Source organism: Roseateles koreensis (assembly GCF_028595305.1).
GTDB classification, from domain to species: domain Bacteria; phylum Pseudomonadota; class Gammaproteobacteria; order Burkholderiales; family Burkholderiaceae_C; genus Paucibacter_A; species Paucibacter_A koreensis.
Window position 1 is genome coordinate 53,010 of sequence record NZ_JAQQXS010000010.1, and the last position, 23,377, is coordinate 76,386.

Annotated in this window: 20 protein-coding genes and 1 pseudogene; 11 read left to right on the forward strand and 10 right to left on the reverse strand. The window is 61.4% G+C overall.

Annotated elements, in window-relative coordinates; translation table 11 throughout:
* Positions 1 to 2: 2 nt before the first annotated feature.
* The 3 genes from PRZ01_RS12265 (at position 3) to PRZ01_RS12275 (ending at position 2,125) form a co-directional block, all read left to right on the forward strand.
* Positions 3 to 539, forward strand: a complete 537-nt coding sequence (locus PRZ01_RS12265; protein ID WP_273597081.1) for a chemotaxis protein CheW — start codon at positions 3 to 5, stop codon at positions 537 to 539.
* A gap of 64 nt (positions 540 to 603) precedes the next feature.
* Positions 604 to 1,647, forward strand: coding sequence for a quinone-dependent dihydroorotate dehydrogenase (locus PRZ01_RS12270; RefSeq protein WP_273597082.1), 1,044 nt, complete (start codon positions 604 to 606; stop codon positions 1,645 to 1,647).
* Between the two features lie 13 nt (positions 1,648 to 1,660).
* Positions 1,661 to 2,125 (forward strand): CYTH domain-containing protein, encoded by a 465-nt coding sequence (locus tag PRZ01_RS12275; RefSeq protein WP_273597083.1) that lies wholly within the window; start codon positions 1,661 to 1,663, stop codon positions 2,123 to 2,125.
* Between the two features lie 75 nt (positions 2,126 to 2,200).
* Here PRZ01_RS12275 and parC read toward each other — a convergent pair whose 3' ends face one another.
* Genes parC through PRZ01_RS12295 form a run of 4 tightly spaced genes read right to left on the reverse strand, consistent with a single transcriptional unit; the run spans position 2,201 to position 7,896 of the window.
* Positions 2,201 to 4,627, reverse strand: coding sequence for a DNA topoisomerase IV subunit A (gene parC, locus PRZ01_RS12280; RefSeq protein ID WP_273597084.1), 2,427 nt, complete (start codon positions 4,625 to 4,627; stop codon positions 2,201 to 2,203).
* Positions 4,628 to 4,629: 2 nt separating this feature from the next.
* Complete coding sequence (locus PRZ01_RS12285) at positions 4,630 to 5,343, reverse strand: lytic transglycosylase domain-containing protein (RefSeq protein ID WP_273597085.1); 714 nt, start codon at positions 5,341 to 5,343, stop codon at positions 4,630 to 4,632.
* Positions 5,340 to 5,885, reverse strand: coding sequence for a GNAT family N-acetyltransferase (locus PRZ01_RS12290; RefSeq protein ID WP_273597086.1), 546 nt, complete (start codon positions 5,883 to 5,885; stop codon positions 5,340 to 5,342). Before PRZ01_RS12290 ends, PRZ01_RS12285 begins: the two co-directional genes overlap by 4 nt.
* A 4-nt stretch (positions 5,886 to 5,889) precedes the next feature.
* A complete protein-coding gene (locus tag PRZ01_RS12295) occupies positions 5,890 to 7,896 on the reverse strand; it encodes a DNA topoisomerase IV subunit B (RefSeq protein WP_273597087.1) in 2,007 nt (668 codons plus the stop codon).
* 49 nt (positions 7,897 to 7,945) lie between these two features.
* Between PRZ01_RS12295 and PRZ01_RS12300 the strand changes: the two genes are divergently transcribed.
* The 6 genes from PRZ01_RS12300 (at position 7,946) to PRZ01_RS12325 (ending at position 14,567) form a co-directional block, all read left to right on the forward strand.
* The gene (locus tag PRZ01_RS12300; protein WP_273597088.1) at positions 7,946 to 9,295 is read left to right on the forward strand and encodes an amidohydrolase family protein; all 1,350 of its coding nucleotides are present in this window, start codon (positions 7,946 to 7,948) and stop codon (positions 9,293 to 9,295) included.
* A gap of 121 nt (positions 9,296 to 9,416) precedes the next feature.
* On the forward strand, positions 9,417 to 10,649 hold the full coding sequence (locus PRZ01_RS12305) for an MFS transporter (RefSeq protein ID WP_273597089.1): 1,233 nt from the start codon (positions 9,417 to 9,419) through the stop codon (positions 10,647 to 10,649).
* Between the two features lie 118 nt (positions 10,650 to 10,767).
* A complete protein-coding gene (locus PRZ01_RS12310; protein ID WP_273597090.1) occupies positions 10,768 to 11,394 on the forward strand; it encodes a class I SAM-dependent methyltransferase in 627 nt (208 codons plus the stop codon).
* A gap of 46 nt (positions 11,395 to 11,440) precedes the next feature.
* Entirely contained in the window at positions 11,441 to 12,322 is an 882-nt protein-coding gene (dapA, locus tag PRZ01_RS12315) for a 4-hydroxy-tetrahydrodipicolinate synthase (RefSeq protein ID WP_273597091.1), read from the forward strand.
* Positions 12,323 to 12,478: 156 nt separating this feature from the next.
* Entirely contained in the window at positions 12,479 to 13,669 is a 1,191-nt protein-coding gene (gene bamC / locus PRZ01_RS12320; RefSeq protein ID WP_409993844.1) for an outer membrane protein assembly factor BamC, read from the forward strand.
* 118 nt (positions 13,670 to 13,787) lie between these two features.
* Positions 13,788 to 14,567: an MBL fold metallo-hydrolase gene (locus PRZ01_RS12325; RefSeq protein WP_273597093.1), complete on the forward strand. Its 780-nt coding sequence runs from the start codon at positions 13,788 to 13,790 to the stop codon at positions 14,565 to 14,567.
* 97 nt (positions 14,568 to 14,664) lie between these two features.
* Here the strand turns inward: PRZ01_RS12325 and PRZ01_RS12330 are convergent, their stop codons facing one another.
* The 3 genes from PRZ01_RS12330 to PRZ01_RS12340 form a co-directional block, all read right to left on the reverse strand.
* Positions 14,665 to 14,898 carry a hypothetical protein gene (locus PRZ01_RS12330; protein WP_273597094.1) on the reverse strand — a complete coding sequence of 78 codons (234 nt, stop codon included), beginning with the start codon at positions 14,896 to 14,898 and terminating at the stop codon, positions 14,665 to 14,667.
* Positions 14,899 to 15,084: 186 nt separating this feature from the next.
* Positions 15,085 to 15,648, reverse strand: coding sequence for a hypothetical protein (locus PRZ01_RS12335; RefSeq protein WP_273597095.1), 564 nt, complete (start codon positions 15,646 to 15,648; stop codon positions 15,085 to 15,087).
* Between the two features lie 98 nt (positions 15,649 to 15,746).
* Positions 15,747 to 16,859, reverse strand: coding sequence for a JmjC domain-containing protein (locus PRZ01_RS12340; protein WP_273597096.1), 1,113 nt, complete (start codon positions 16,857 to 16,859; stop codon positions 15,747 to 15,749).
* Positions 16,860 to 16,924: 65 nt separating this feature from the next.
* Here PRZ01_RS12340 and PRZ01_RS12345 point away from each other — a divergent pair, with 65 nt between their 5' ends.
* Positions 16,925 to 17,446 carry an FKBP-type peptidyl-prolyl cis-trans isomerase gene (locus PRZ01_RS12345; protein ID WP_273597097.1) on the forward strand — a complete coding sequence of 174 codons (522 nt, stop codon included), beginning with the start codon at positions 16,925 to 16,927 and terminating at the stop codon, positions 17,444 to 17,446.
* A gap of 32 nt (positions 17,447 to 17,478) precedes the next feature.
* On the opposite strand, the pseudogene PRZ01_RS12350 reads toward PRZ01_RS12345, so the two are convergent.
* Positions 17,479 to 17,691, reverse strand: a pseudogene (locus PRZ01_RS12350) (dUTP diphosphatase); the annotation flags it as partial.
* Positions 17,692 to 17,860: 169 nt separating this feature from the next.
* On the opposite strand from PRZ01_RS12350, the gene dut reads away from it, so the two are divergent.
* Positions 17,861 to 18,349 carry a dUTP diphosphatase gene (dut, locus tag PRZ01_RS12355; protein ID WP_409993846.1) on the forward strand — a complete coding sequence of 163 codons (489 nt, stop codon included), beginning with the start codon at positions 17,861 to 17,863 and terminating at the stop codon, positions 18,347 to 18,349.
* A gap of 116 nt (positions 18,350 to 18,465) precedes the next feature.
* On the opposite strand, the gene PRZ01_RS12360 is transcribed toward dut, so the two are convergent.
* Positions 18,466 to 19,893: a phospholipase D-like domain-containing protein gene (locus PRZ01_RS12360; RefSeq protein WP_273597099.1), complete on the reverse strand. Its 1,428-nt coding sequence runs from the start codon at positions 19,891 to 19,893 to the stop codon at positions 18,466 to 18,468.
* Positions 19,890 to 23,354: a serine/threonine-protein kinase gene (locus tag PRZ01_RS12365; RefSeq protein ID WP_273597100.1), complete on the reverse strand. Its 3,465-nt coding sequence runs from the start codon at positions 23,352 to 23,354 to the stop codon at positions 19,890 to 19,892. Before PRZ01_RS12365 ends, PRZ01_RS12360 begins: the two co-directional genes overlap by 4 nt.
* Between the last annotated feature and the right edge of the window lie 23 nt (positions 23,355 to 23,377).

Genomic DNA, 23,377 nt, shown 5'->3' on the forward strand with positions numbered 1-23,377 from the left:
CCATGGCACTCAAAGGAGATGCGCACACCCCTGAGTCGGGGCAAGCTAGGCAACTGTTACGCCTGGCCTGTGCTGGAGAAGACATGGTCATTCCCGTGGAGGCGGTGCGGGAGATTCTTGAAATGGCACGCCTGACGCCGATTCCGCAGTCGCCAGACTTTGTGATGGGTGTGATGAATTTGCGGGGCGCCGTGGTGCCCGTGATTGACTTGAGCGCACGGTTCGATCGAGGGCGTTCACCGATAGGTCGTCGCACCGCCATCGTGATTGTTGAAATCATTGCCATGGACGGCAGCAAAGCGCGCTTCACCGCCGGCCTGTTGGTGGATGCCGTCTACGAGGTGCTGGAGGTGCCCGCGCAAAGCATCGAAGTCGTGCCAAGCATGGGCGTTTCTGTGGCGCGTGAATTTGTGCAGGGCATGCTCAACGTAAACGGCACCCATGCGCTCCTGCTCAACCTCCAACAGATTTTGGCTACCGACAAATTAACCGACATGATTCGCGTCCATCACCAAGTCGAAGAACCCAACGTGGCCTGACAAAGTGGGCGCCGGGCAGGCATCCGGTGCCTGCGGCTTAACGCGACGATGCGACAATCCACGCATGTCATTGATTCCCTACGCCCTGACCCGCCCCTTCCTGTTCGGCATCGACCCCGAGCACGCCCACGAGCTGACCTTGGCCAGCATCGCCAAGCTGCAAAACACACCGGCGCAATGCCTGTGGTCGCAGCCCCGGGTGAACGATCCCTTGACCTTGGCCGGCTTGAAATTCCCCAACCGCGTCGGCCTGGCCGCCGGCCTGGACAAAAATGGCCGCTGCATCGATGGTCTCGGTGCCATGGGTTTCGGCTTCATCGAAGTCGGCACGGTCACCCCGAAAGGCCAGCCCGGCAACGACAAGCCGCGCATGTTCCGCCTACCGCAAGCACAAGCCTTGATCAACCGGCTGGGCTTCAACAATGAAGGCCTGGCCAGCTTTTTGGCCAATGTGCAGCGCGCCCGCACGTTTCGCGCCGCAGGCGGCTTGGTGGGCCTGAACATCGGCAAGAACGCCGCCACGCCGATTGAAAATGCGGTGGACGACTACCTGATCTGCCTGGAAGGCGTATTCCCCCACGCCGACTACATCACGGTCAATATTTCAAGCCCTAACACCAAAAATCTACGGGCCTTGCAGAGCGACGCCGCGCTCGACGCCCTGCTCGCCACGTTACAAGAGCGCAAGCTCAAGCTGGAAGAGCAGCAACAACGCCGCGTGCCCATGTTCGTGAAGATCGCCCCCGACCTCGACGAGAGCCAGGTCGGCGTCATTGCCAAAACCTTGAAAGCCAACGGCATCGACGGCGTGATTGCCACCAACACCACCATTGCCCGCGAGGCAGTCAAAGGCCTGCCGCATGCTGAAGAAACCGGTGGGCTTTCAGGCAAGCCAGTGTTCGAGGCCAGCAATCGGGTTATTCGCCTGCTGCGAGCAACGCTGGGCGCCGGCTACCCCATCGTCGGCGTGGGCGGCGTGATGAGCAGCGGCGACGCGCTCAAAAAACTCGACGCCGGCGCAGATTTGGTCCAAATCTACACCGGACTGATCTACCAAGGCCCGGCCCTGGTCCGCGAATGCGCCACGGCTCTGGCCCATCGCGCCTGAAGGCACTTGCAACATGGGCTTTGAGATCGAGCGCAAATTCCTCGTCACCGCTGACGCCTGGAAGCAAGCCGCCGGGCGCCGCTTCAGCCAGGGCTACCTCAGCCGTGACCCCGCACGTACCGTGCGTGTGCGGGTGGTGGGCGAGCAAGCCTGGCTCACCATCAAAGGTCGCAACGCTGGGGCCAGCCGGGCGGAGTACGAGTACGAGATTCCCGTGGCGGACGGGCGAGAAATGCTTGCCCTCTGCGACGGCCCGCTGATCGACAAGATTCGCCACGTGATCCACTTTGCCGGCATGGATTGGGAAGTGGACGAATTCCTAGGCGCCAACGCTGGCCTGATCGTCGCCGAGATTGAGTTGGCATCGGCCGATCAAGCCTTTGAAGCACCGCCCTGGCTGGGCGCTGAGGTCACTGAAGATACGCGTTACTTCAACTCACAGCTCGCAACCCACCCCTACGCCAGCTGGACAAAATAATGGGGTCAGAGTCGAATTAATCAGCTCAATTAAATCGACTCTGACCCCAGTTTTTCATGACCCCAGTTTTTCAGTTCAAGGTACCAGCACCCGCAAGACTTTCTGGAAGGCGTCCACGGCCCGGCCCTTGCGCGCACGTTTGCCGGCATAACTGGCCAAGCCAACGCCCTTGAGCAGTTCTTCCTTGGGCTTGGCGCCGCGTCCGGTACCCACGACCATCAGGCTTTGGGTGAAGGCGGCCACACTCAGCAAGGCGTCTTTGGGCTCCAGATCGATCAAGGTCAAGCCGCGACCGCCTTTGGGTTGGTGCTTCAACTCATCGAGCGAATAGGTCAGCAAACGGCCTTGCAGCGACAAGCAGGCCAGTTGCACGCCCAGCACTTCGGTCGCCGGCACAAGCGCGGGCGGCAACGGTTTCTCATCCCCTTCAACGCTGAGGAAGGTCTTGCCCGCTTTTTGACGGCTGATGAGGTCCGCCACCGTGGCAATCAAACCAAAGCCGCCGGTGCCAGCCAGTACCAGGCGCTGGGTTGCCGCACCGGCCAGGTAATGCGCAATTTGAGTGCCAGATTCAAGCTCAATCAAGGTGGTGATAGGTTGCCCGTCGCCACGCCCGCCAGGCAGCACGGAGACCGGCACTGAATAAACCCGGCCGTTGCTGCCAAACACAATCAGCGGATCCACGCTGCGGCACGGGAACACACCGTAAAGCTGATCGCCCGACTTGAAGGCCAAGGCACCCGGGTCGACCTCATGTCCTTTGAGTGCACGCACCCAGCCCTTCATGCTGACGACCACCGTGACCGGCTCGTCCACGATGCGAACCTCGGCCGTGGCTTTTTTCTCTTCCTGGATCAGGGTGCGGCGCTCGTCGCCGAATTGCTTGGCGTCGGCCTCGATTTCTTTGATCACGGTGCGCTTCAGCACGCCGGGATTGCCCAGAATGTCTTCTAACTTGCCCTGCTCTTCACGCAGGGATTTGAGCTCCTGCTCAATCTTGATCGCCTCCAGGCGGGCTAATTGACGCAGGCGGATTTCAAGAATGTCTTCGGCCTGCCGGTCGCTCAGGCGGAAGCGCTCGATCAGCGCCGGTTTGGGCTCGTCGGCATTGCGGATGATGCGTATGACTTCGTCGATGTTCAGCAGCACAAGCTGCCGGCCTTCGAGCACATGGATGCGGGCTAATACCTTGTCCAAACGGTGCTGCGTTCGACGCTGCACCGTGGCTTGGCGAAAGCCCAGCCACTCTGTCAGCATCTGCCGCAGGCTCTTCTGAGTCGGGCGGCCGTCGGCGCCAATCATCGTCAGGTTGACCGAGGCAGAGGTCTCCAGGCTGGTGTGGGCCAGCAAGGTGGTGATCAAGTCTTGTTGCTCGACGGTGCGGCTCTTGGGCTCGAACACCAGACGAACCGGGGCGTCTTTGCTGGACTCGTCGCGCACGCAGTCCAACACCGCCAACAAACTCGCCTTGAGTTGCAGCTGCTCTTGGCTCAAGGCCTTCTTACCGGCCTTGACCTTGGGGTTGGAGAGCTCCTCCACCTCCTCCAGCACACGCTGAGAGCTGGTGCCGTGGGGCAACTCCGTGACCACCAATTGCCACTGCCCCCGGGCCAGGTCTTCGATCTTCCAACGGGCGCGCAGCTTCATGCTGCCACGCCCTGACTGGTAGGCCGAGCGGATATCTTCGGCCGAGCTGATCAACTGGGCACCGCCCGGGTAGTCCGGCCCCGGCAGCAGGGTGAACAACTCCTCGTCCGGCAGGTGTTCGTTCTTCAACAAGGCCACGGCAGCGGCGGCCACCTCGCGCAGATTGTGGCTGGGCACCTCGGTGGCCATGCCCACGGCAATGCCGCTGGCACCATTGAGCAGCACAAAAGGCAGGCGAGCCGGCAACTGACGCGGCTCTTGGGTGGAACCGTCGTAATTGGGCGCGAAGTCCACCGTGCCTTCATCGATTTCATCCAGCAGCAGGCGCGAGATGGGCGCGAGGCGGGCCTCGGTATATCGCATGGCCGCCGCGCCATCGCCGTCACGGCTGCCGAAATTGCCCTGACCGTCGATCAGCGGATAGCGCTGCGAGAAGTCTTGCGCCATGCGCACCAAAGCGTCGTAGACCGACTGATCCCCGTGCGGGTGAAAGCGGCCCAGCACATCGCCCACCACCCGCGCGCCCTTGACCGGCTTGGCCCCGGTGGCACCGCTGAAGCTCAGGCCCATGCGCTCCATCGAGTAGAGGATGCGGCGTTGCACAGGCTTTTGGCCGTCGCAGACGTCGGGCAAGGCTCGGCCCTTGACGACGGACAGGGCGTACTCAAGGTAGGCGCGCTCGGCATAGTGGCCCAGCGTCAAGGCATCGCTAGGCTCATCTGCAGCGCCCCCCGAGGGGATGGGTGGCGCCGGAGGGGCAGGAGGGAGAGGAGGCGTTGGGAGCGCTGAATGCGTAGGCGCGGCCGCTGGTGCCAACGGCTCCTCGGCATCAAAATCAATGGGGGTTTGGTTCATGGTCAGGGAGAGTGAATCTTCAAGTGCTGCGCTTGCAGGGGCAGGCTGTTTTGCAACAGGGCCCAATACAGCTCAAGCACCAAATGGACATGGGCCTGGGTTTCGGCGATGGGCGGCATATTGCCGCCCGCGCGGCGCACCGCGCCTTCACCCGCATTCCAGGCGGCCAGGGCCGCATCAATGCGGCCATAACGTCGAATCAGATCGGCCAGCATGCGGGCACCGGTCATGATGTTGGTGCGCGGGTCCAGCAAGCGGGATTCCAGGCTGGCCGTGCCCGCATCGGCATAACGCAAAGCAGCAGGGGCAGTGATTTGCATGAGCCCGACTGCCCCGCGCGGCGACAAGGCGTCGCGCTTGTAGCCCGACTCAACGGCGATCATCGCTTTCAGCAATTCCATATCAACGCCGTGGGTGGCGGCGGCCTCGCGCAAAAAGGGCTGCACCGCCTTGACCTCAGGGGCAATTTCAAGCCAGGCCATCAAGCCCAGGCTGCCATCCGTCTTGCCGGGCACCCGCCTGTCTCCGGGGCTTGCGCCGCTGCCGCCCGCGTCGCCGAGCACCAGGCTGTATTGGCCGTTCAAGCGCGCATTGGCCAGGTGGGCCACGCCGGTACCGTCCACATAACTCCACAGCTCAGCGTGTGCAGGCGCCTGAGCGGTGATGCCCAGCAACAGCGCCACCGTGATGACCGTCGAAAGGCGGCGCACGCTCATCCCTGCTCCTCGCCCAGCGCAACGCGGGCCTGGTACTCACGGTCCAGCATGGACATAACGATCAAGCTGTCGTAGCCGTCGGCCCCTTCGATGTTCACGCGCACACTCTCGCGCAAGCGGCCCTCTTCGACAAAGCCTTCGGTTTGGTAGAGCTTCAAAGCGCGCTGATTGAGGGCCTTCACGTCCAGCCACAACCGGTGTGCATGCAGTTGTGTGAAGGCCAATTTCTTCAACAGACGAACGCAGGCACGACCCAGCCCCTGCCCTTTGGGCATCAGCACGATGCGCTTAAGCTCCACCGAACCATGTGGGTTGCGGCAACCCTGAAAAATGACATAACCGGCCCTTTGCGCGGCTTGGCCCTGCTCACAGGTTTCGATGATGAAATGGCGCGAATCCGGAAAGCGCAAGGCCCCCTCATGCTGCACCCGGTCCCAGGGCGTGATGAAGGGGCGATTGACGGCGTCCTGCTCGACCGACACCACATAGTCCAGGTCGGACAACATGGTGGGGCGGAGGTGGATGCGCGGCGAATCCGTCATGGCATCAAATGTCGATTTCGACGGAGTCGCCATTGATTTCCATCAACTCACGGCGCGAGGCAGCCTCGCCCTTGCCCATCAGCTTGTTGATGGCGACTTCCGTTTCACCCAGGCTCAGCTGACCATAAAACACTGGCGAGAGGCGGCGGGTTTCCGGGTTCAGCGTGGTGTCCCACAGCTGGGTGGCGCTCATCTCGCCCAGGCCTTTGAAGCGGCTGATGCTCCAACTGCCTTCGCGTGCGCCTTCCTTGCGCAGCTTGTCCAGGGTGGCGGTCAGCTCGCCCTCGTCCAGGGCGTAGATCTTGGCGGCGGGCTTTTTGCCACGGGCTGGGGCGTCCACCCGGTACAGGGGCGGGCGTGCCACGTAGATGTGGCCGGCCTCAACCAGCTTGGGGAAGTGGCGGAAGAACAGGGTCAAGAGCAGCACTTGAATGTGTGAGCCATCAACGTCGGCGTCTGACAAGATGCAAACCTTGCCGTAGCGCAGGCCGCTCAGGTCGGGCGAGTCATTCTTGCCGTGCGGGTCGACGCCCAGCGCCACAGAAATATCGTGAATTTCGTTGTTGGCGAACAAGCGATCGCGCTCCACCTCCCAGGTGTTGAGCACCTTGCCGCGCAGGGGCAGAATGGCCTGCGTCTCCTTGTTGCGGCCCATCTTGGCGCTGCCACCGGCGGAGTCGCCCTCGACCAGAAACACCTCGTTGTGCAGCAGATCGCGGCTCTCGCAATCGGTCAGCTTGCCGGGCAGTACGGCCACGCCGGAGCCTTTGCGTTTTTCAACCTTTTGTGCGGCGCGCTGGCGGGTCTGAGCCTGTTTGATGACCAATTCCGCCAGCTTCTTGCCCTGGTCCACGTGCTGATTGAGCCACAACTCCAAGCCAGGTTTGACATAAGCGGAAACCAGCCGCAGCGCGTCACGGCTGTTCAGACGCTCTTTGGTCTGGCCCTGGAACTGCGGGTCCAGCACCTTGGCGGACAACACAAAGCTGGCGCGGGAGAACACATCGTCGGGCATCAGCTTCACGCCCTTGGGCAGCAGACTGTGCAGCTCGATGAAGCCCTTGATGGCGCCAAACAAACCGTCCTTCAAGCCCGACTCGTGCGTACCGCCCGCCACGGTGGGGATCAGGTTGACGTAGCTCTCGCGCATCGGCGCACCTTCTTCGGTGAAGGCCACGCACCAGGCGGCGCCTTCACCTTCGGCAAAGTTTTCGGTCTCGGCCTTGCCGGCGTATTGCTCGCCCTCGTACAACGTGATCAAGGGCTCGGCGTTGAGCGTCTGCATCAGATAGTCGCGCAGACCGGCCTTGTAAGTCCAGGTCTGCACATCGCCAGTTTTTTCTTGGGTCAACGTGACGATGACACCTGGCATCAGCACGGCCTTGCTGCGCAGCAAATGCACCAACTCATGTTTAGGCAGATCGGCGCTTTCAAAATACTTGGCATCGGGCCAAACGCGCACCGTCGTTCCCTGCTTGCGGTCGCTCTTTTCAGCCTTGCGTGCCGTCACGGGCTCCACCACATCGCCGTTCTCGAAGGCCAGCGTGGCCACCTGCCCTTCACGCCACACCGTCACCTCCAGGCGCTTGGCGAGTGCGTTGGTCACGCTCACGCCCACCCCGTGCAGGCCGCCGGAGAAGCTATAGGCGCCGCCTGAGCCTTTGTCGAACTTGCCGCCCGCGTGCAGGCGTGTGAAGACGATCTCCACCACGGGCACGCCTTCTTCAGGGTGCAGGCCGAAGGGAATGCCCCGGCCGTCGTCGGCAATGGTCACCGAGCCGTCGCTGTGCTGAATCAGGTCAATGCGCTTGCCGAAACCCGCCAAAGCTTCGTCGGCCGCGTTGTCGATCACTTCTTGAATCGTGTGCAGCGGGTTGTCCGTGCGGGTGTACATGCCCGGGCGCTGCTTGACTGGCTCCAGGCCTTTGAGCACGCGGATGGATGCCTCACCGTAGCTGCCGGGAGAGGACGAAGGGGATGAACTGGAAGAATTGCTTGCTTTGGTCGCCATGGGCAGGATTCTAGGGTGCCGGGCCAGGGTGGATTAGCATGCCCACCCCATGAGCTCCCGATTCCTCACCGCAATGCCACTCGCTATTCGCCTGAGTACCGCTCTGGCCGCCTTGGCCGCCCTGATCGGTTTGACCAGCCTATCGGCCCGGCCCGCCTGCGCAGCCCCGGCAAACCCCGTACCCGCCCCCCTGCCCGACCCCGAAACGCCCTATTTCAGCGCCACCGCTCCTTTGAGCATGGTGCTGAAAAACGCCCAGTGGTTTGACGGCAAAGGCTTTCAACAAGGCACCTTGTATGTGCAAGATGGCCGCTTCACCCACAAAAGGCCCAAGGGCAAGCCGCAACGATTGATGGACTTCAAAGGCCTGTTCCTGCTGCCGCCGCTGGCCGATGCACACAACCACAACCTGCAAACCCTGTGGGGTTTTGCGCGCTTCGCCCCCAGCTATCTGCGCGATGGCGTGTTCTACGCGGCCATGCAATGCGGCGAGCCCAAAGCCATTGCGGAGATACGCCCCATTGCCACACAGGCGGCTTCGCCCGAGGTGATTTTCAGCACGGTTTGCATCACCTCGTCCGACGGCCAACCGCTGGCGCAGCTGGTTGGGGATGAAGGCAAAGCCAAGGCGGACGAATTCATCGACAAAGCAGTGCTAGTGATGGACAGCGCCGCGGACGTGGACAAAAAATGGCCACAAGTGACACCGCGCAAGACCGACTGGGTCAAGCTGATCATCAGCCGCAGCGAAAGCCCGGAGTTGCGCAACGACCCCAAACTATGGGGGCGCCTGGGCTTGCGGCCCGAGGTCGTGCCGGCCATCGTGAAACGCGCCCACCAAGACGGGCTCAAGGTAGTGGCGCAGGCGGATACCGCGGCCGACTTCAACCTGGCCGTGCAAGCCGGGGTGGACATGCTGGCGCGTCTGCCTGGCTTGGTTTTCTTTGACGGCAGCCATGCCGAGCGCTACCGCATTTCCGCTGAAGCGAGTGCCGAGGCCGCGCGCCGCCGCGTCAGCGTCATCACCGCCATTGCCGCCTCCCGTTACTTCGACATGCCCGAGGCCACGCTGGCCGCCGTGCGGCTGCTGCAAGCGGACAATCTGCAGCGCCTGCAGGAGGCCAAGGTGCCGCTGCTGCTGGGCTCCGACCTCTACAGTGGCACGGCGCTGGCAGAACTGCGCCAACTTGATGCGCTGGGTGTCATTGAGCGCGCCAACTTGCTGCGCATCGCCACGATCGACACGCCCAAGGCGCTCTTCCCGAAGCGGCGAATTGGCTGTTTCGACGAGGGCTGCGAGGCCAGCTTCCTCCTGCTCAAAAACAATCCGCTGAAAGAGCTGGAAACCCTGGACCACATCCAGATGCGTGTCAAACAGGGGCGGATCCTCAGCCAATGAGCCAATGAGCCAGCGCACTGGTGAGCTGGCGGCTGATGGTGACGTGGCCACAGCCGCAGCCTTTCACCCCGCTTTTGTCCGCTGGCCGGCCGGGCTTTTCAAACCCGGCTAGAGTCGCGGCATGACACGCACCGCCCCACCCAACGCCCAGCCCTCGGCCCAACTCTCCATGAATCAAGTGCTGCTGTGCGGCGCCTTGATCGTGACCCTGTCCATGGGCATCCGACACGGCTTCGGCCTGTGGTTGCAACCCATCACCATGGATCGCGGCTGGACGCGCGAGACCTTCTCCTTCGCCCTGGCGGTACAGAACCTGGCCTGGGGCATTACCGGCCCGGTCACCGGCATGCTGGCCGACCGATTTGGCCCCTTCCGGGTCTTGGTGATGGGCGGCCTGCTCTATGCGCTGGGCCTGGTGCTGATGGGTGTATCCAGTTCGGGGCTGGCCTTCATGGCAAGCGCCGGCTTGCTGGTGGGCATCGCACAATCGGGTACCACGTATGCGGTGATCTACGGGGTGATTGGCCGCAATGTCGCCCCTGATAAACGCTCCTGGGCGATGGGCGTGGCCGCAGCGGCAGGCAGCTTTGGCCAGTTCTTGATGGTGCCCACCTCCAACTGGCTGATCGGGCACACTGGCTGGCAAAACGCTTTGTTCGTTCTGGGCGGTGCGGCCTTGTTCATCATCCCCCTGGCACTGGGCCTGCGCGAGCCCAAGGGCGCGACCACGCTGCACCCCCACCACCAAAGCATTGGCCAGGCGCTGCGCGAGGCCTTCGGGTACCGCAGCTTCCAACTGCTGATGCTGGGCTACTTTGTCTGCGGCTTTCAGGTGGTGTTCATTGGCGTGCACATGCCCAGTTACTTGAAGGACCACGGTTTGAGCCCGCAAGTGGCCACCTACGCGCTGGCCCTGATTGGCCTGTTCAATGTCGTCGGCACCTATGCGGCGGGCTCGCTGGGCCAGCACATGCCCAAGCGCTACATCCTGTCCAGCATCTACGCCTTGCGCGCCGTGGCCATCGTCACCTTTTTGAACGTGCCGCTCACGCCCAACTCCGTGTACATCTTTTCGGCGGTGATGGGGGTGCTGTGGCTGTCGACGGTGCCGCCCACCAATGCGGTGCTGGCGCAGATCTTCGGTGTGCAGCACATGTCTATGCTCGGCGGTTTTGTGTTCTTGAGCCATCAGATCGGCAGCTTCCTGGGCGTCTGGTTGGGCGGGCGGCTGTACGACCTCTCGGGCAGTTACGACATTGTCTGGTGGCTGGCGGTGGCCTTGGGGGTGATGGCCGCACTGGTCAATCTGCCGGTGCGTGAAACCGCCATTCCCCGCCAAGCCGTGCCGGCATGAAAGCGCGGTGGCGGCTTGGACTGTGGCTCTTGTGCGCCACCGCGCTGGGCCTGGTGTTTTTCGCTTATGTGCGGCCTGAACTGATGGTCACGCTTTCTGAACAACTTTGGGCCTGCTTTTGACAACGCATCCCTTGCACCCAACGCCCGCTGCATCGCTGCCCCCTGCGGTATCGCCGTGGTTGTTGCGCTGGCCTCAGACCTTGATGCCCGGTGCGCGGGCGCTTGACGTGGCCTGCGGTTCGGGCCGCCATGTGCGCTGGCTCGCCCAGGCTGGCCTGCGGGTCACGGGTGTTGACCGTGACGCAGCGGCCACGGCACCGCTTCAGCCATTGGCCGAAATCATCACAGCCGATCTCGAGGGCGGCCCCTGGCCCTTGGCGGATCGGCAATTTGACCTCGTGCTGGTCACAAACTACCTCTGGCGCCCTTTGTTGCCCCGCATCCTGGCCGCCGTTGCGCCGGGCGGCTGGCTGATCTACGAGACTTTCGCCTTGGGGCAACATGTCATCGGCCGGCCGTCTCGCGCAGAGTTTTTATTGCGTCCCGGCGAATTGCTGCAAATCTGCCAGGGGCTGCGTGTGGTGGGCTATGAAGACGGCTTCGAGCCCGGCGCCGAGTTACCGCCCGGTGACACAAAAATTGCTCCGCCGGTCAACGGCCGCTACGTCCAGCGCGTTGCCGCAGTTCGCGCCCCGCCCGCGGATGACGGGGTTTTCCTGCGATATGCCCTACCCGGCCGATAAAGCGGGCTCCGGCTGAGTAGAATCAGCCGATTAGAAGGAATGCTCAATGAACGGACTAGTTGGCAGCATCGTCGCGCTCGTGACGCCGATGCTTGAAGATGGCAGCGTAGATTACCCAACTCTGCGCAAACTGATCGACTGGCATATTGCCGAAGGCACCGACTGCATTGGCGTCGTCGGTACCACCGGCGAGTCGCCCACGGTCAGCATGGAAGAAAACCGCGAAATCATTCGCGCGGCGGTCGAGCATGCCAAAGGCCGGGTGCCCATCATGGCCGGCACCGGCGCCAATTGCACGGCTGAAGCCATTGAGCTGAGCCGTTATGCGAAAGAAGTCGGGGCCGACTGCACACTGTCTGTCGTGCCCTACTACAACAAGCCTTCTCAAGAAGGCATCTATCAGCACTACAAGGCCATCGCCGAAGCCGTAGACATCCCCATGATGCTCTACAACGTGCCCGGTCGCACGGTGGCCGATATGGCGCCTGAAACTGCCCTGCGCTGCGCTTCGCTGCCCGGCGTGTTCGGCGTTAAGGAAGCCACGGGCAATATCGAACGCGCTGCATATTTGATCAAGAATGCCCCTAAAGGCTTCTCGATCTACTCCGGCGACGACGGCACCGCTATCGCACTGATGCTGCTGGGCGGTCACGGCAATGTGAGCGTCACGGCCAACGTGGCTCCCCGCGCTATGCATGAATTGTGCAAGGCAGCCCTGGCTGGCGACATTGCCACGGCGCGTCGCATCCACTTCCAACTGCTGTGCCTGCACAAGAACTTGTTCTGCGAGTCCAGCCCGGCCCCCACCAAATGGGCGCTGGCCAAGCTGGGACGCATCAACCCGACCATGCGCCTGCCCATCACCGACCTAACACCGGCCGGTCAGGCCCTGGTCGAACAAGCCATGAAAGACAGCGGCCTGATTTGAGTGCGGCGGCGCACATGCGCCCTGCCCTTGTTTGGCTTTTACAAGCCTTTGCAAAACGGCCCATCGTCATCTGCTCTAATCGCCCCACCGTTTTCTTGAAGCCGCTGCCTCAATCGCTCACCGCAGCCGCAGCCTTGACCCCCGGAGATGTCTAGCGTGACTCGTTCCTCAAATGTTCCCTTGCAGCATCCCACGCTGCGCTTGACTTCGCTGATCCTGGTGAGCGCGTTGGCGGCAGCCGGCTGCTCGTCCATCGACAAAGTGATCTCCTCCGACAAGGTGGACTACCGCAGCGGTGCCAAACAAACCACCGGCCTGGACGTACCGCCTGACCTGACTCAGTTGGCGCGCGACAACCGCAACCCGGCAAGCGGTGGCGTGGTCAGCGCAGCGGCGCTGCAACAAAGCGCCGCCGGCAAGGCCGCCTCGGCCAGCATGGCACCGGCGGCCAACAACACGGTAGCACTCAACGCTGCAGGCAATATCCGCCTGGAGCGTGATGGCAACGTGCGCTGGTTGCACACCGACCTCAGCCCTGAGCAACTGTGGCAACCCGTGAAAGATTTTTGGACGGAACGCGGCTTTGAGCTGACCACTGAGCAAGCCGACGTAGGCCTGATGGAAACCAACTGGAACGAGAACCGCGCCAAGCTTCCGCAGGACATCATCCGTTCCACCATCGGCAAGGTGTTCGACAACTTGTATTCGTCCGGTGAACGCGACATGTTCCGCACCCGCGTCGAGCGCAATGCAAAGGGTGGCACCGACATCTATATTTCCCACAAGGGTGTGCAAGAGGTCTACACCAACCAGCAAAAAGAAAGTACCGCCTGGCAAGCCCGCCCCAGCGATCCATTGCTGGAGAGTGAAATGCTCTCGCGCCTGATGCTGAAACTCGGCGCCAAAGATGAAGCTGCCAAGGCCGCGTTGGTCGCAGCCTCCGCCCCTGTGGCTCAAGTGGCCGCCGCTGGCGTGGATGCCCCCAAGAATCGCAGCTTGGCCGACGTACCCGACGAACTGCAAGTGGCCGAAGGCTTTGAGCGCGCTTGGCGCCGTGTGGGCCAGTCGTTGGATCGCCACGGCTTCACCGTGGAAGACCGCGACCGCAAGCAGGGGCTGTTCTTCCTGCGCTACGCCGATCCCAATCAAGCCGGCAAGGACGAGCCCAATTTCTTCCAACGCCTGTTCAGCAAAGATGAGGGTGGTGCAGCCAAGGTGCGCTACCGCGTAGCCGTCAAGTCCGAAGGCGAGCGCAGCACCGTCTCGGTTCTGGACGACAAAGGCCAGAAACAGACTAACGAGATTGCCAAGCGCATTCTCAATTTGCTGATGGATGACCTGCGCTGATTCGTCACTGACCCTGCGCCTGACAACCCGTTCCACCCCAATAACGCCACCGCCTTTCAGGCCGGTGGCGTTTGTATTTTGGCCATGATGCGTCAAGGCAATCAACGCCCGAAAATCCATGCGATTTTGTAGTCTCGGCAGTGGCAGCGGCGGCAATGCCACTTTGGTGGAAGCCAGCCAGGGCATCACCCGCACCCAGTTGCTAGTGGATTGCGGCTTCAGCCTGCGCGAGCTGACCCGCCGCTTGGAGCGTGCAGGCAGCGGCCTTGACCAACTGAACGGCGTGTTCATCACCCACGAGCACGGCGACCACGTGGGCTGCGCACTCGCGTTGAGCCAACGCCACCGCATACCGTTGTGGACGAGCCGCGGCACCTGGCGCGCCATCGGCAACCCCGACTTTGACCACACGCTGCTTCACTTCGCCCGTGACGCCGAGGGCATCGCGCTCGGTGATCTGCAGGTGCAGCCTTTCGCTGTCCCGCATGATGCCCAGGAGCCTCTGCACCTGCGCTGCAGCGACGGCGCACGCCACCTGGGCTTGGTCACCGATCTCGGTTGCACCAGTGCCCGCGTGATCCAAGCCCTGCAAGCGTGTGATGCGCTGCTGCTGGAATGCAATCACGACGCCACATTGCTCAAAGGCTCAAGCTACCCCGCCAGCGTGAAAAAACGCATTTCGGGCACCCATGGCCATCTGTCCAACGATCAGGCGGCCGACCTGTTGATGCAATGCATGCACCCGCGTTTGGGCACAGTGATTGCCGCCCACCTGAGCGAACGCAACAATCGCCCGGAGCTCGCTGCCCAGGCGATCGCCGATGTTTTAGGCCGCAATTTGAGCGACATCCCGGTCGCGCATCAGGCCCGAGGGTCGCCCTGGTTTGACTTGGGCTGAGCGCCTGCACCGTCACACCATCGCGCATCCGAAGCGCGCATAAAAAAACCGCCGGGCTTGCGCCAGGCGGTTTTTTAAGAGAACCGACGAAAGTCGATTACTTCTTGGCAGCGTCCACAGCAGAAGCTGCAGCGTCAACCACGGCGGAAGCAGCAGCTTCAGCACCGGTGGTGACTGCGGAAGCAGCAGCGGAAGCAGCGGTGTCAACAGCGCTGGCGGCTGCCGAAGCGGCTTCAGCCACGGGAGCCACAACAGCGGCTTCTTCCTTCTTGCCGCAAGCGGTCAGGGCAACAGCAGCCAACAGGGTAGCCAACAGGATCGACTTGTTCATACTTGTCCTCAAAATTCGTTAAACGACGATGCAATTACCGGTAATTTTTGAAGCATCACGGTGGTTTCAATTCTTCATAACTTCAGTCAGAATCGATCAACCGCGTACTTCGGCGTCACAAGACGAGGAAACCTCGAGCGCTTCCATCGCCTAGCCTACAAGTATAGCCGGTACTTTTGTCACGAATCACAGCCCCAAGGTTGTTGCAGCAAATGATTCGTAAGATCGTTGCAAGCTCGCGTCAAATTTCACACGCAAATGATGGGCAGACACCCGGTCCGCTGCAATCACTCCTCGCCAGCGAATCGTATCCCGCAAACTGACTGATAAAGTCAGGTCAGCACCTTCGGCCAAAAACATCGCGGCCGGCGCCGAATGGCCTTGCGGCCAGGCATCCACGTCACAGGCATGCGCCGTCACGCAATGGCCGTATCGGCCCCGCCATTGCACAAAACGGGGATGACGGCGAGACACCTCATCAAACTGCTGCGCCAGCAAATGCAAACGCCGGCCCGGCTTGGCCCAGCCACGCAAAGCCGCCAGCACAGAGGCATCGGACAAGGGCCAGTCGGAGAAACTCGCATCCATCCAGAACATTTCCCGGCAACCATCAGGCCGGGCATGTTCGACAATCGCCGCCGCCAGCACAGACAAAAATGCCTGGCGCCCCTCAAAGGCACCCAGCAGCAATGGCGACGCAGGCGGTACGACCGCTTTGATCTCGGCTTGGTTCTCTGAGTCATCCGCCATAAGCTCTCCTGCACATGAGGGGAAAGCCCCCGTTGGGAATCACAGGGGGATACGGTGAGACGGCAGGGCCAGGCGCCCCCCATTGCTGGCGAATATTTTCAAGCCGGGCGCACCCAACCGTCTTCGGCCCATTGTTCGAGCAAATCACGCGCGCCTTCAGACAACTGCCCCAGTTGTTTAGCCGTCAACACGCGGTGGTCTGCAAACTCACGCATCAATCGGGCATCACGCCCGCTGGCGCGGAAAGACTCGCCATTGATGAAGATGTGCGCGGTGTCATACAACATGCGGCTGCGCCGATCCAGTGCCGCGTTGCACCCCTCAGGCAGCGGCGCTCCGGCATCGAACCAAACCCGCGGTTTGGGTTCGGTCATGGCCTCGCCCAGTGCACGCTCAAGCGCCAAGGGTTCACGCAGGGCACGCTCTGCCGCATCCCGTGCGAATTCCAGCAACTGCGCTGGCACCAACCCCGGTGTACTCGTGGCAGGCTGTTTGGGGTCGGCATACATTTTATTGGCGTAATGCTGGTCCTCGTCGTCCATCAAACGGCTCAACAAATCTTTGGCCAATTCTGCCCGCCAAGGCGTGCGAAAACCCACCGAGCAAGTCATGCATTCTCCGATCGCCACGCCGTCATGCGCCCAACCCGGCGGCAAATACAGCATGTCGCCCGCGTCCAGCACAAACTCTTGCTCGGGCTCGAAGTTGGCAATGATTTTCAAGGGCACGTCATCACGCAACTGCGCGTCAGGCTGCCGGCCAATGCGCCAGCGGCGCTGCCCTTGCACCTGAATCAAAAACACATCGTAAGAATCGAAATGCGGGCCAACGCCGCCGCCATCGCTGGCGTAGGAAATCATCAAGTCATCCAGCCGCGCTTCGGGCACGAAACGGAAATCCTTCAACATCTCGTAAGCGGCGGGCACATGTTGCTCCAGCCCCTGCACCAACAAGGTCCAGGCCGGCTTGGCATAAGGCGGCAGCTTGGCAATCGGCCCCTGACGCAGGGACCAACGTCCGTCAAACGCGCTGACCAAGCGCGACTCCACATCTTCGCTGGCCGCCAGTGCGGCCAGCTCGACGCGGGTGGCTGGTGGTTTGACGCCTGGCATCGCCTGGCGAACCAGCAGCGGCTTTTTTTGCCAGTAACGGCGCATGAATTGCGCTGGCGACAAGCCGCCTAGCAAGGGGAGTGCAATTGAAATATCCATGGCCACCATTCTCCGCGCAAAGCCCGCCAAACGACTGAGGCAACGCAATATGAAACAATACGGGCATGCGAATTTCTGCCCCCTGCGTCGTCAGCCTGACCTGGCGACTTGAAGATGCCCAAGGTCAATTGATTGACGAATTGGACGAGCCCCTGGAGTTTTTCTACGGCGGCCAAGACCTTTTCCCCAAAGTCGAAGAGGCCCTGCTTGATCAACAGCAAGGCTACCAAGGTAGCTTGGCACTTGAACCCGAGCACGCCTTTGGCGACTACGACTCGAACCTGGTCTGCTTTGAATCGCGCACCCTGTTCCCCGACGAAGTCGAGCCCGGTATGCAGATTGAAGGCCTGCCCGAAGGCGCCGCCACCGAAGACATGCCCGCTGACATGATCTACACCGTCACCGACGTCTACCCGGAGCATGTCATGCTGGACGGCAACCATCCGCTGGCCGGTATTGGCCTGCGCATGCACCTCAAGGTGGTGGACGTGCGTGAGGCCACTGACGCCGAAATCGAAGCCGGCACCTTGGGAGAGGCCGTGTTCAGCGTGATCGGCGGCGCCCCACCGGATACGGCATTGCACTAAAACCTGCCCGCGGGGCCACCTCCCCGCGGCCCTCAATGCTTGCCGGTTGAACCGAAGCCGCCCTCGCCGCGTTGCGAGGCGTCAGAGAATTCATCCACCCGGCGGAATGCGGCCTGCACCACCGGCACCAGCACCAGTTGCGCAATGCGTTCCAGTGGCTGGATGACGAAGGCAGTTTGCCCGCGATTCCAGCAACTGACCATCAACTGGCCTTGGTAGTCGCTGTCGATCAATTTTCCAATGAGCGCACATCTGTAAATGCAACGCTTTCGGTGAAATGCTGGGCGGCACACCCTTGCCAAGGTCAACACTAGGACTGCCAAGACCCGAAGCCCTTCCTCTGCCCGGTACCCAACGCAGGCAAGACCAGAGCAACTCTGCCGACGGTTACATTCTGGTCGAAGATCTTTTGAAATGGCGAGAGAAATGAAACCCACTATAGAAATCAAGATCATGGACGGTCGCCTTCGTCAGTGGGGCCTGCCGCAGTACCAGACCGCGCTTGCCGGTGCAATTGACCTGATGGCGTGCATCGACGAGCCGATCACACTAAGACCGCAGGAGCCTGCGGTTCTTATCCCTTCCGGGATCGCGCTGCACATGAATTCCAGCGATCTCTGCGCAGTGATTCTTCCGAGATCCGGACTCGGGCACAAAAAGGGGCTGGTACTCGGGAATAGTGCCGGGCTCATTGACGCAGACTACACGGCGCAGTGCTTTGTGAGCGCCTGGAACAGAAATCCAGTCAACTCTGGTCTTGATATCACGATCAATCCGGGCGACCGAATCGCACAGATGCTATTCCTGCCGGTTGTCCGTCCTACGTTTATCGTCGTCGACGAGTTCACTGCACCGAGCGAACGCGGACAAGGAGGTTTCGGCTCGACAGGCATTGGTCACTGACCTGCAATGATCTCTAGGTGAACGTTTGGCCACAAGAAAAACCGGCCGGGCGGCTGGGTTGGGGCGCACATTGCGTCGGACCGCGTCTTGCGGACCTCAGTAGCCGTGCATGCGTACTATCGGCCGTGCACTTTGCGCCCAATTCGAGTGCCTTTGGAGAGCAGTTCCAATTCCTCTGCCACCAATTTTTCGACGTGCTGCTTCTTACGAAATAACAGTCCGCGCTCATCTCTCGGTCGCCCCTTCGAATCCCCTTTGTATGAGAGCCAATTGAAGCTCGTAACTACCGCAAATTGGTCATCACAAACTAACGACTTGCGGTGCGTGTTACCGACATAGACGAAATGGAAGTTCTTGAACCTATCTGCGAGATCGCCTAGATCGCGCTCTGCACCTGGGGTGATGTCCGCCTTCTCGTTCGCTGCATTCTTCTTCGGCCCGTCAGCCTTCTCGATGCCGAATCCGATGTGGACCTCCACACCATTCCTCAGCAGCGCCTCAAGTGAAGAGATAAATCCCCAGTCAATTACCGAGTCCCGAATCCACGGCGAGACGATCACAAGCCTCTTCTTTGCCAACAGCAGTGCCTTCTTCAAATGAGCCGGGTGTTCGTGGCAAAGCAAAGTCTGCATCGTCTCAACTTCAGGCGGCTGCGGTGCTGAACTGACCTTGTGGGACACCTGGCCCGCCCCCGTATTGACGAAAGTGCTACCACCTTCGGAGACCGCGGAAGATTCGGACAGTGACACCTCAGGTGGCATCAGAATTTCTTCCGGCAGCGTGCGTGCGCCAATCAGCTCAGGCCCGCCGATTGCTGCGAACGCCACCTCGTGCTGAATCGACTGCCCATCCTCCCGCCAAAAGCCTATCTGCACATCGTGTGGGGCCATCGTGGACTTGTAGAACAGCATTGCGCAGGCAAGATACCGCAGCTCACGCCGTTCGATCCGGCGTATGGCGAGCAGCGAGCCGTTCCAGTCTGGCGACAGTGACGCATGCCGCTCCAGCACCTTGTCGAAGTCCTGAAGTGGGATGTCCTCCACATCCGGGCGCTTAGACGTCCCGATCGGAACCTCAAACAGCCCATGATCCCGCATGTCCCGGCCGCGGAGCAACTGCTCGGGCGGAAGCAGGAGCAATCTCTTGGTCAGCGCGTCGAAGCAAACCTCGATCGGGCGCTCCTGAGGCTTAATGGTCGAGGCCTCTGCTAACGCATTGCGCCCCTTTGTTGAAAGCGTCACCTTGGCGTCTGAGTCACCAGCTCCGCGGGAGTAATTGATCAGCTCCGTGGTATTCAGCGCAACGAGGACCGGAGTGAGCACAGCCTTGGGCAGTCCCAGAAACTCATAGATGCTTGCTGGTGCAGTCAGGCCGGCTCGCACGGCCCGCAGGACGGCCTCATCGATGGGGCTTATCGGCTTGCGTTCAAGGACAAGAATGCGCAGCCTGAGAACAAACACTGGCAGCCCAGCTTCCTTAAACGAGACCAAGTCGTAGCCCGACCTGGCGCGCGCGGCTACCTCCAGAACGCTCTCGAGGCTCATGGCAGTACCTCCTCGAGTGCACAAGTCTGCGGGTTGCGACGGATGTAGTCGATGACGTCACGCAAAGGGTTTGTCGACCCTTGAGCCGCCTGACAGAAGCCATGGTCACCGACGATAGCGAGCAGCTCCTTGCCGCGAGACAGCGCTACGTTGATGCGCTCCATCTCCCGCAGGAAGCCCAGCCCCTTTGCGTCGGAGCGGGTAACGGAGAACACCAGGATGTCGGCCTCGCGCCCCTGAAATGCATCCACAACGTTGACAAAAGTCTCCGAGAAGCTCTTCCACTGCCGACCTTTCGTCTGCACCGCAGTCTGCAGTCGTGCCCGTTGCTGGTCGTACCCCGTCAGGACCGCCACCGTCACCCGCTTGTCCTTGTAGCGCCCCCGTTGCATCCAAGCATCGATACGCGTGAGCAACCCAATGACGATCTCAACCTCTGCGTCGTTGTAGTACGACTTGGCTTGCGGGCTTGATCCACGATTCGACTTGCGCACGGTCGAATACCAAGTCACTGGCCGCGGCATGACGCCTGCCAAGTGAGCCGCCGGTGCACGCTCAATGCTGCGCAGCTCTCCACGATAGAAACACTCGGAGATCAGGTCCCCGATAGCGGGCAGCATGCGGTGCTGCGATGTAAGCGACTTCTTCAGCGCAGTGGGCAGATTGGCGGCCAAGTGATTGAAGAGGGTCGCCTTCTGATCGTCCGGCTTGAGATCGAAGCGCTCCAGAAGCCCCATAGTCCGCAGGTCCGGATCCTGAAAGGGCGAAAGCTGCTTGCTGTCCCCGACCAGGACAGTTCGACGAGCCCGCGACATCGGCACAAGCACCTCGGTGGGAGTCGCGATCGACGCCTCGTCCACGATGCACAGGTCGTAGGTGATCTCTGAGCGCCCCGGGATGCTCATCACACCGAGGCAAGTGCCAGACACGACTTGGCTGGCTGCGATCACTGCGGCTTGGAAATCGCGACTGCGGCCGAACGCCGCCTCCCAATCCGTGTGGACCTGAAGCAGTTCCTTGAGCTGCCCCCCTGCAGGCGTTCCGTCCGAGTAGGCCTCCGCCCACCCGTGGAGATCGGTAGCCGAACACTCGGCGAACTCCTTCAGTTCATCCTTGGACTCAATGTGGCTGGAGAGATCCTTCCACGACTCCTTGAGCAGTCCCTCCAGCAGGTCGCGATCACTGCTCAGCCCCTTGAATCGATCCTCAAGTTCCGATTCTTCCTCCGCGCTCAAGCCGGCACGTGCCGACTTGGCAAGCTGTGACTCTAGTTCCAACAAGCCTTGCTCTGCTGCCTCTAGCCGCGTCTTGAGCTTGCCGTGACGCTCCATTGCCATGACACGGCGGATGTCCTTCACGTTCAGACCGTGTTCCTGGGCCCAGCGTTCCATGAAAGCACGTCCGGCGGCGAGCGCACGCTTGCGCATCTCGGGAAGCTTCGTGTCAAGCATGAGCTTGCGGGTGGATGCGGCGATGCGATCATCGTCATCCTGTCCGATGCGGACGGCATCCACCGGAATGGCGGTTTGCCCGACGATCCGCTCCAGCGAGTTGTCCAGCGCAACATGGGTCTGCGACGTGAGGAGCACGCGAGCGTTGGGGTTTGCCTTCAGCGTCTGAAGGACCAACTCAGTGATGAACGTGGTTTTGCCCGTTCCTGGCGGCCCCTCCACAAGCAAGAGAGGCGGACCGGAGAGCGCAACGAGCACAGCGTCCTGCTTGTCGTCATCGATCTGCGCGTTAATGAACTGCACCTCTTCCGTCGGCGGAACGGGGACGCTGTCTGGGCTGACGATGTAGCCGCCGAGCTCTGGGTTCACCGAGCGACCGTATCGCACAGCATCCACGGCTGCCTTCTGCTTGTCCAACGCAGCATCGGTCTTGGTGGTGTCAGTCTCTACGACGCCCTCTTCCGGTGTTGCGCCCGCGTCCATACGGTTGCGCACGCTGGGTCGCAGGAGAATGCCGTCGTCGGTGCGGGATATAACCTTGCCTCGGAACTCACCTTGCTCGCCAGCCGGGATGAATACATCCTGACCGACCATTCCCGATGGATCCACTCCTGGCCTCATCTTCAGACGCACGAACTCACCTGCCGGCCCGCGGTCCACGTATGGCAGCCTGAGGCGCCGACCCCGTTCAAGTTCGGTCTTCGCGCTGAGCAGGTCCACCCATTTCCGATACAGCTCCTGCCCCCGCTGCTCAAGCCACCGCTCCTTCTGGTCTGCCGTGAAGGCGAGAAGGCGATCTAGCAATGCATTAAGCGCATCGCTGGAAGCTTGGTTGGTCGCACCGGCGTGGGCGAATCTCACTTCGGGGTCCGCAGCATTGCTACGCCGACGCTCTAGATCTGACGGCTGGTATTCGAGCGCCGACACCAACAGCAGCCGGTTGCCGGCTTCTTCGCGCACGGCGATGTACCCATAGGTGCCTCCGTAGGCGCGGAAGCTCCGACCTGGCTTGTCAGGGACGGCTGGAATTTCCTCCATCCGTGCACCTTCCAGATCACGCTCGACGAAGCGCTCTGCCATTGCTCCGCGGAGCCCCTTGTCATACTCCACCGTACTGCGCACTTTGTTTGTCAGTGCCAGCAGGACTGCCGGGAGCGCTGCCCGCGCGGGCGCCGGCGCCGCCTGCTCGAGTTCGGCTTGGAGCAGGCCGGCGTTGGCGGGCCGCTGTTCCGGGCGCTCCAGATCCAAGCACCGTCGAAGGACGCGCCGGATCGGCTCTTCGATGGGAGATTCCTCCAGCAGCGCACCGAGATCGGCGTACTCATTGGGCTTTTTCCCAGTGAGGACGGCCACACTCATGGCCGCAAAACCAAACACATCGCGGCTGTAGCTATAGCTTCCGTCGTCCGCCTCCGGCGGTGAGTAAGGTGCTGATGCGAATCGCGCCAGAGTGACACCAGGCGCCAGGAACGTACGGATCTTGGAGATCCCGAAATCGCAGAGCTTTACCACCCCTTGCTCGGTGACCAGGACGTTTGAGGGCTTCACGTCGCGGTGAGCGGTTGAGCGTGTGTGTGCGAATGCCAAAGCGTCCAGCACACCTTTGCCCACGCTGGCGTAGTAGCTCCCCCAGTCGGAATACCTCGCTGGCGCCATCACGGAGCTCAAGTCCTGCTCCACCCATTCCATGACTACAAAGTGCACCCCGTGGTCTTCGTCACGACCGGAGTCAAGGATCCGGACGATGTGCGGGTGGCTGAGATCGGATAGAGCCTGAACCTCGCGACGGAACGACTCTTCGATGACGTCGTCCGTGCGTCCCTCGCTACGAAACACCTTCACGGCGACCTTGGTAGTGGTCTCAAGGTCGGTCGCCTGGTACACCGTCGACAGGCCCCCACTGCGAGGCGCGCTGCGCGTAGTGACATAACGCCCCTCCGCAAAGTTTTGGCGAGGGCTGCCCTGTCGTGCCTCTAAGTCACCAAGCTTGATCGTCTTCTTCTCGGACATCTTGAACCTGCTCTCTTTGGTGT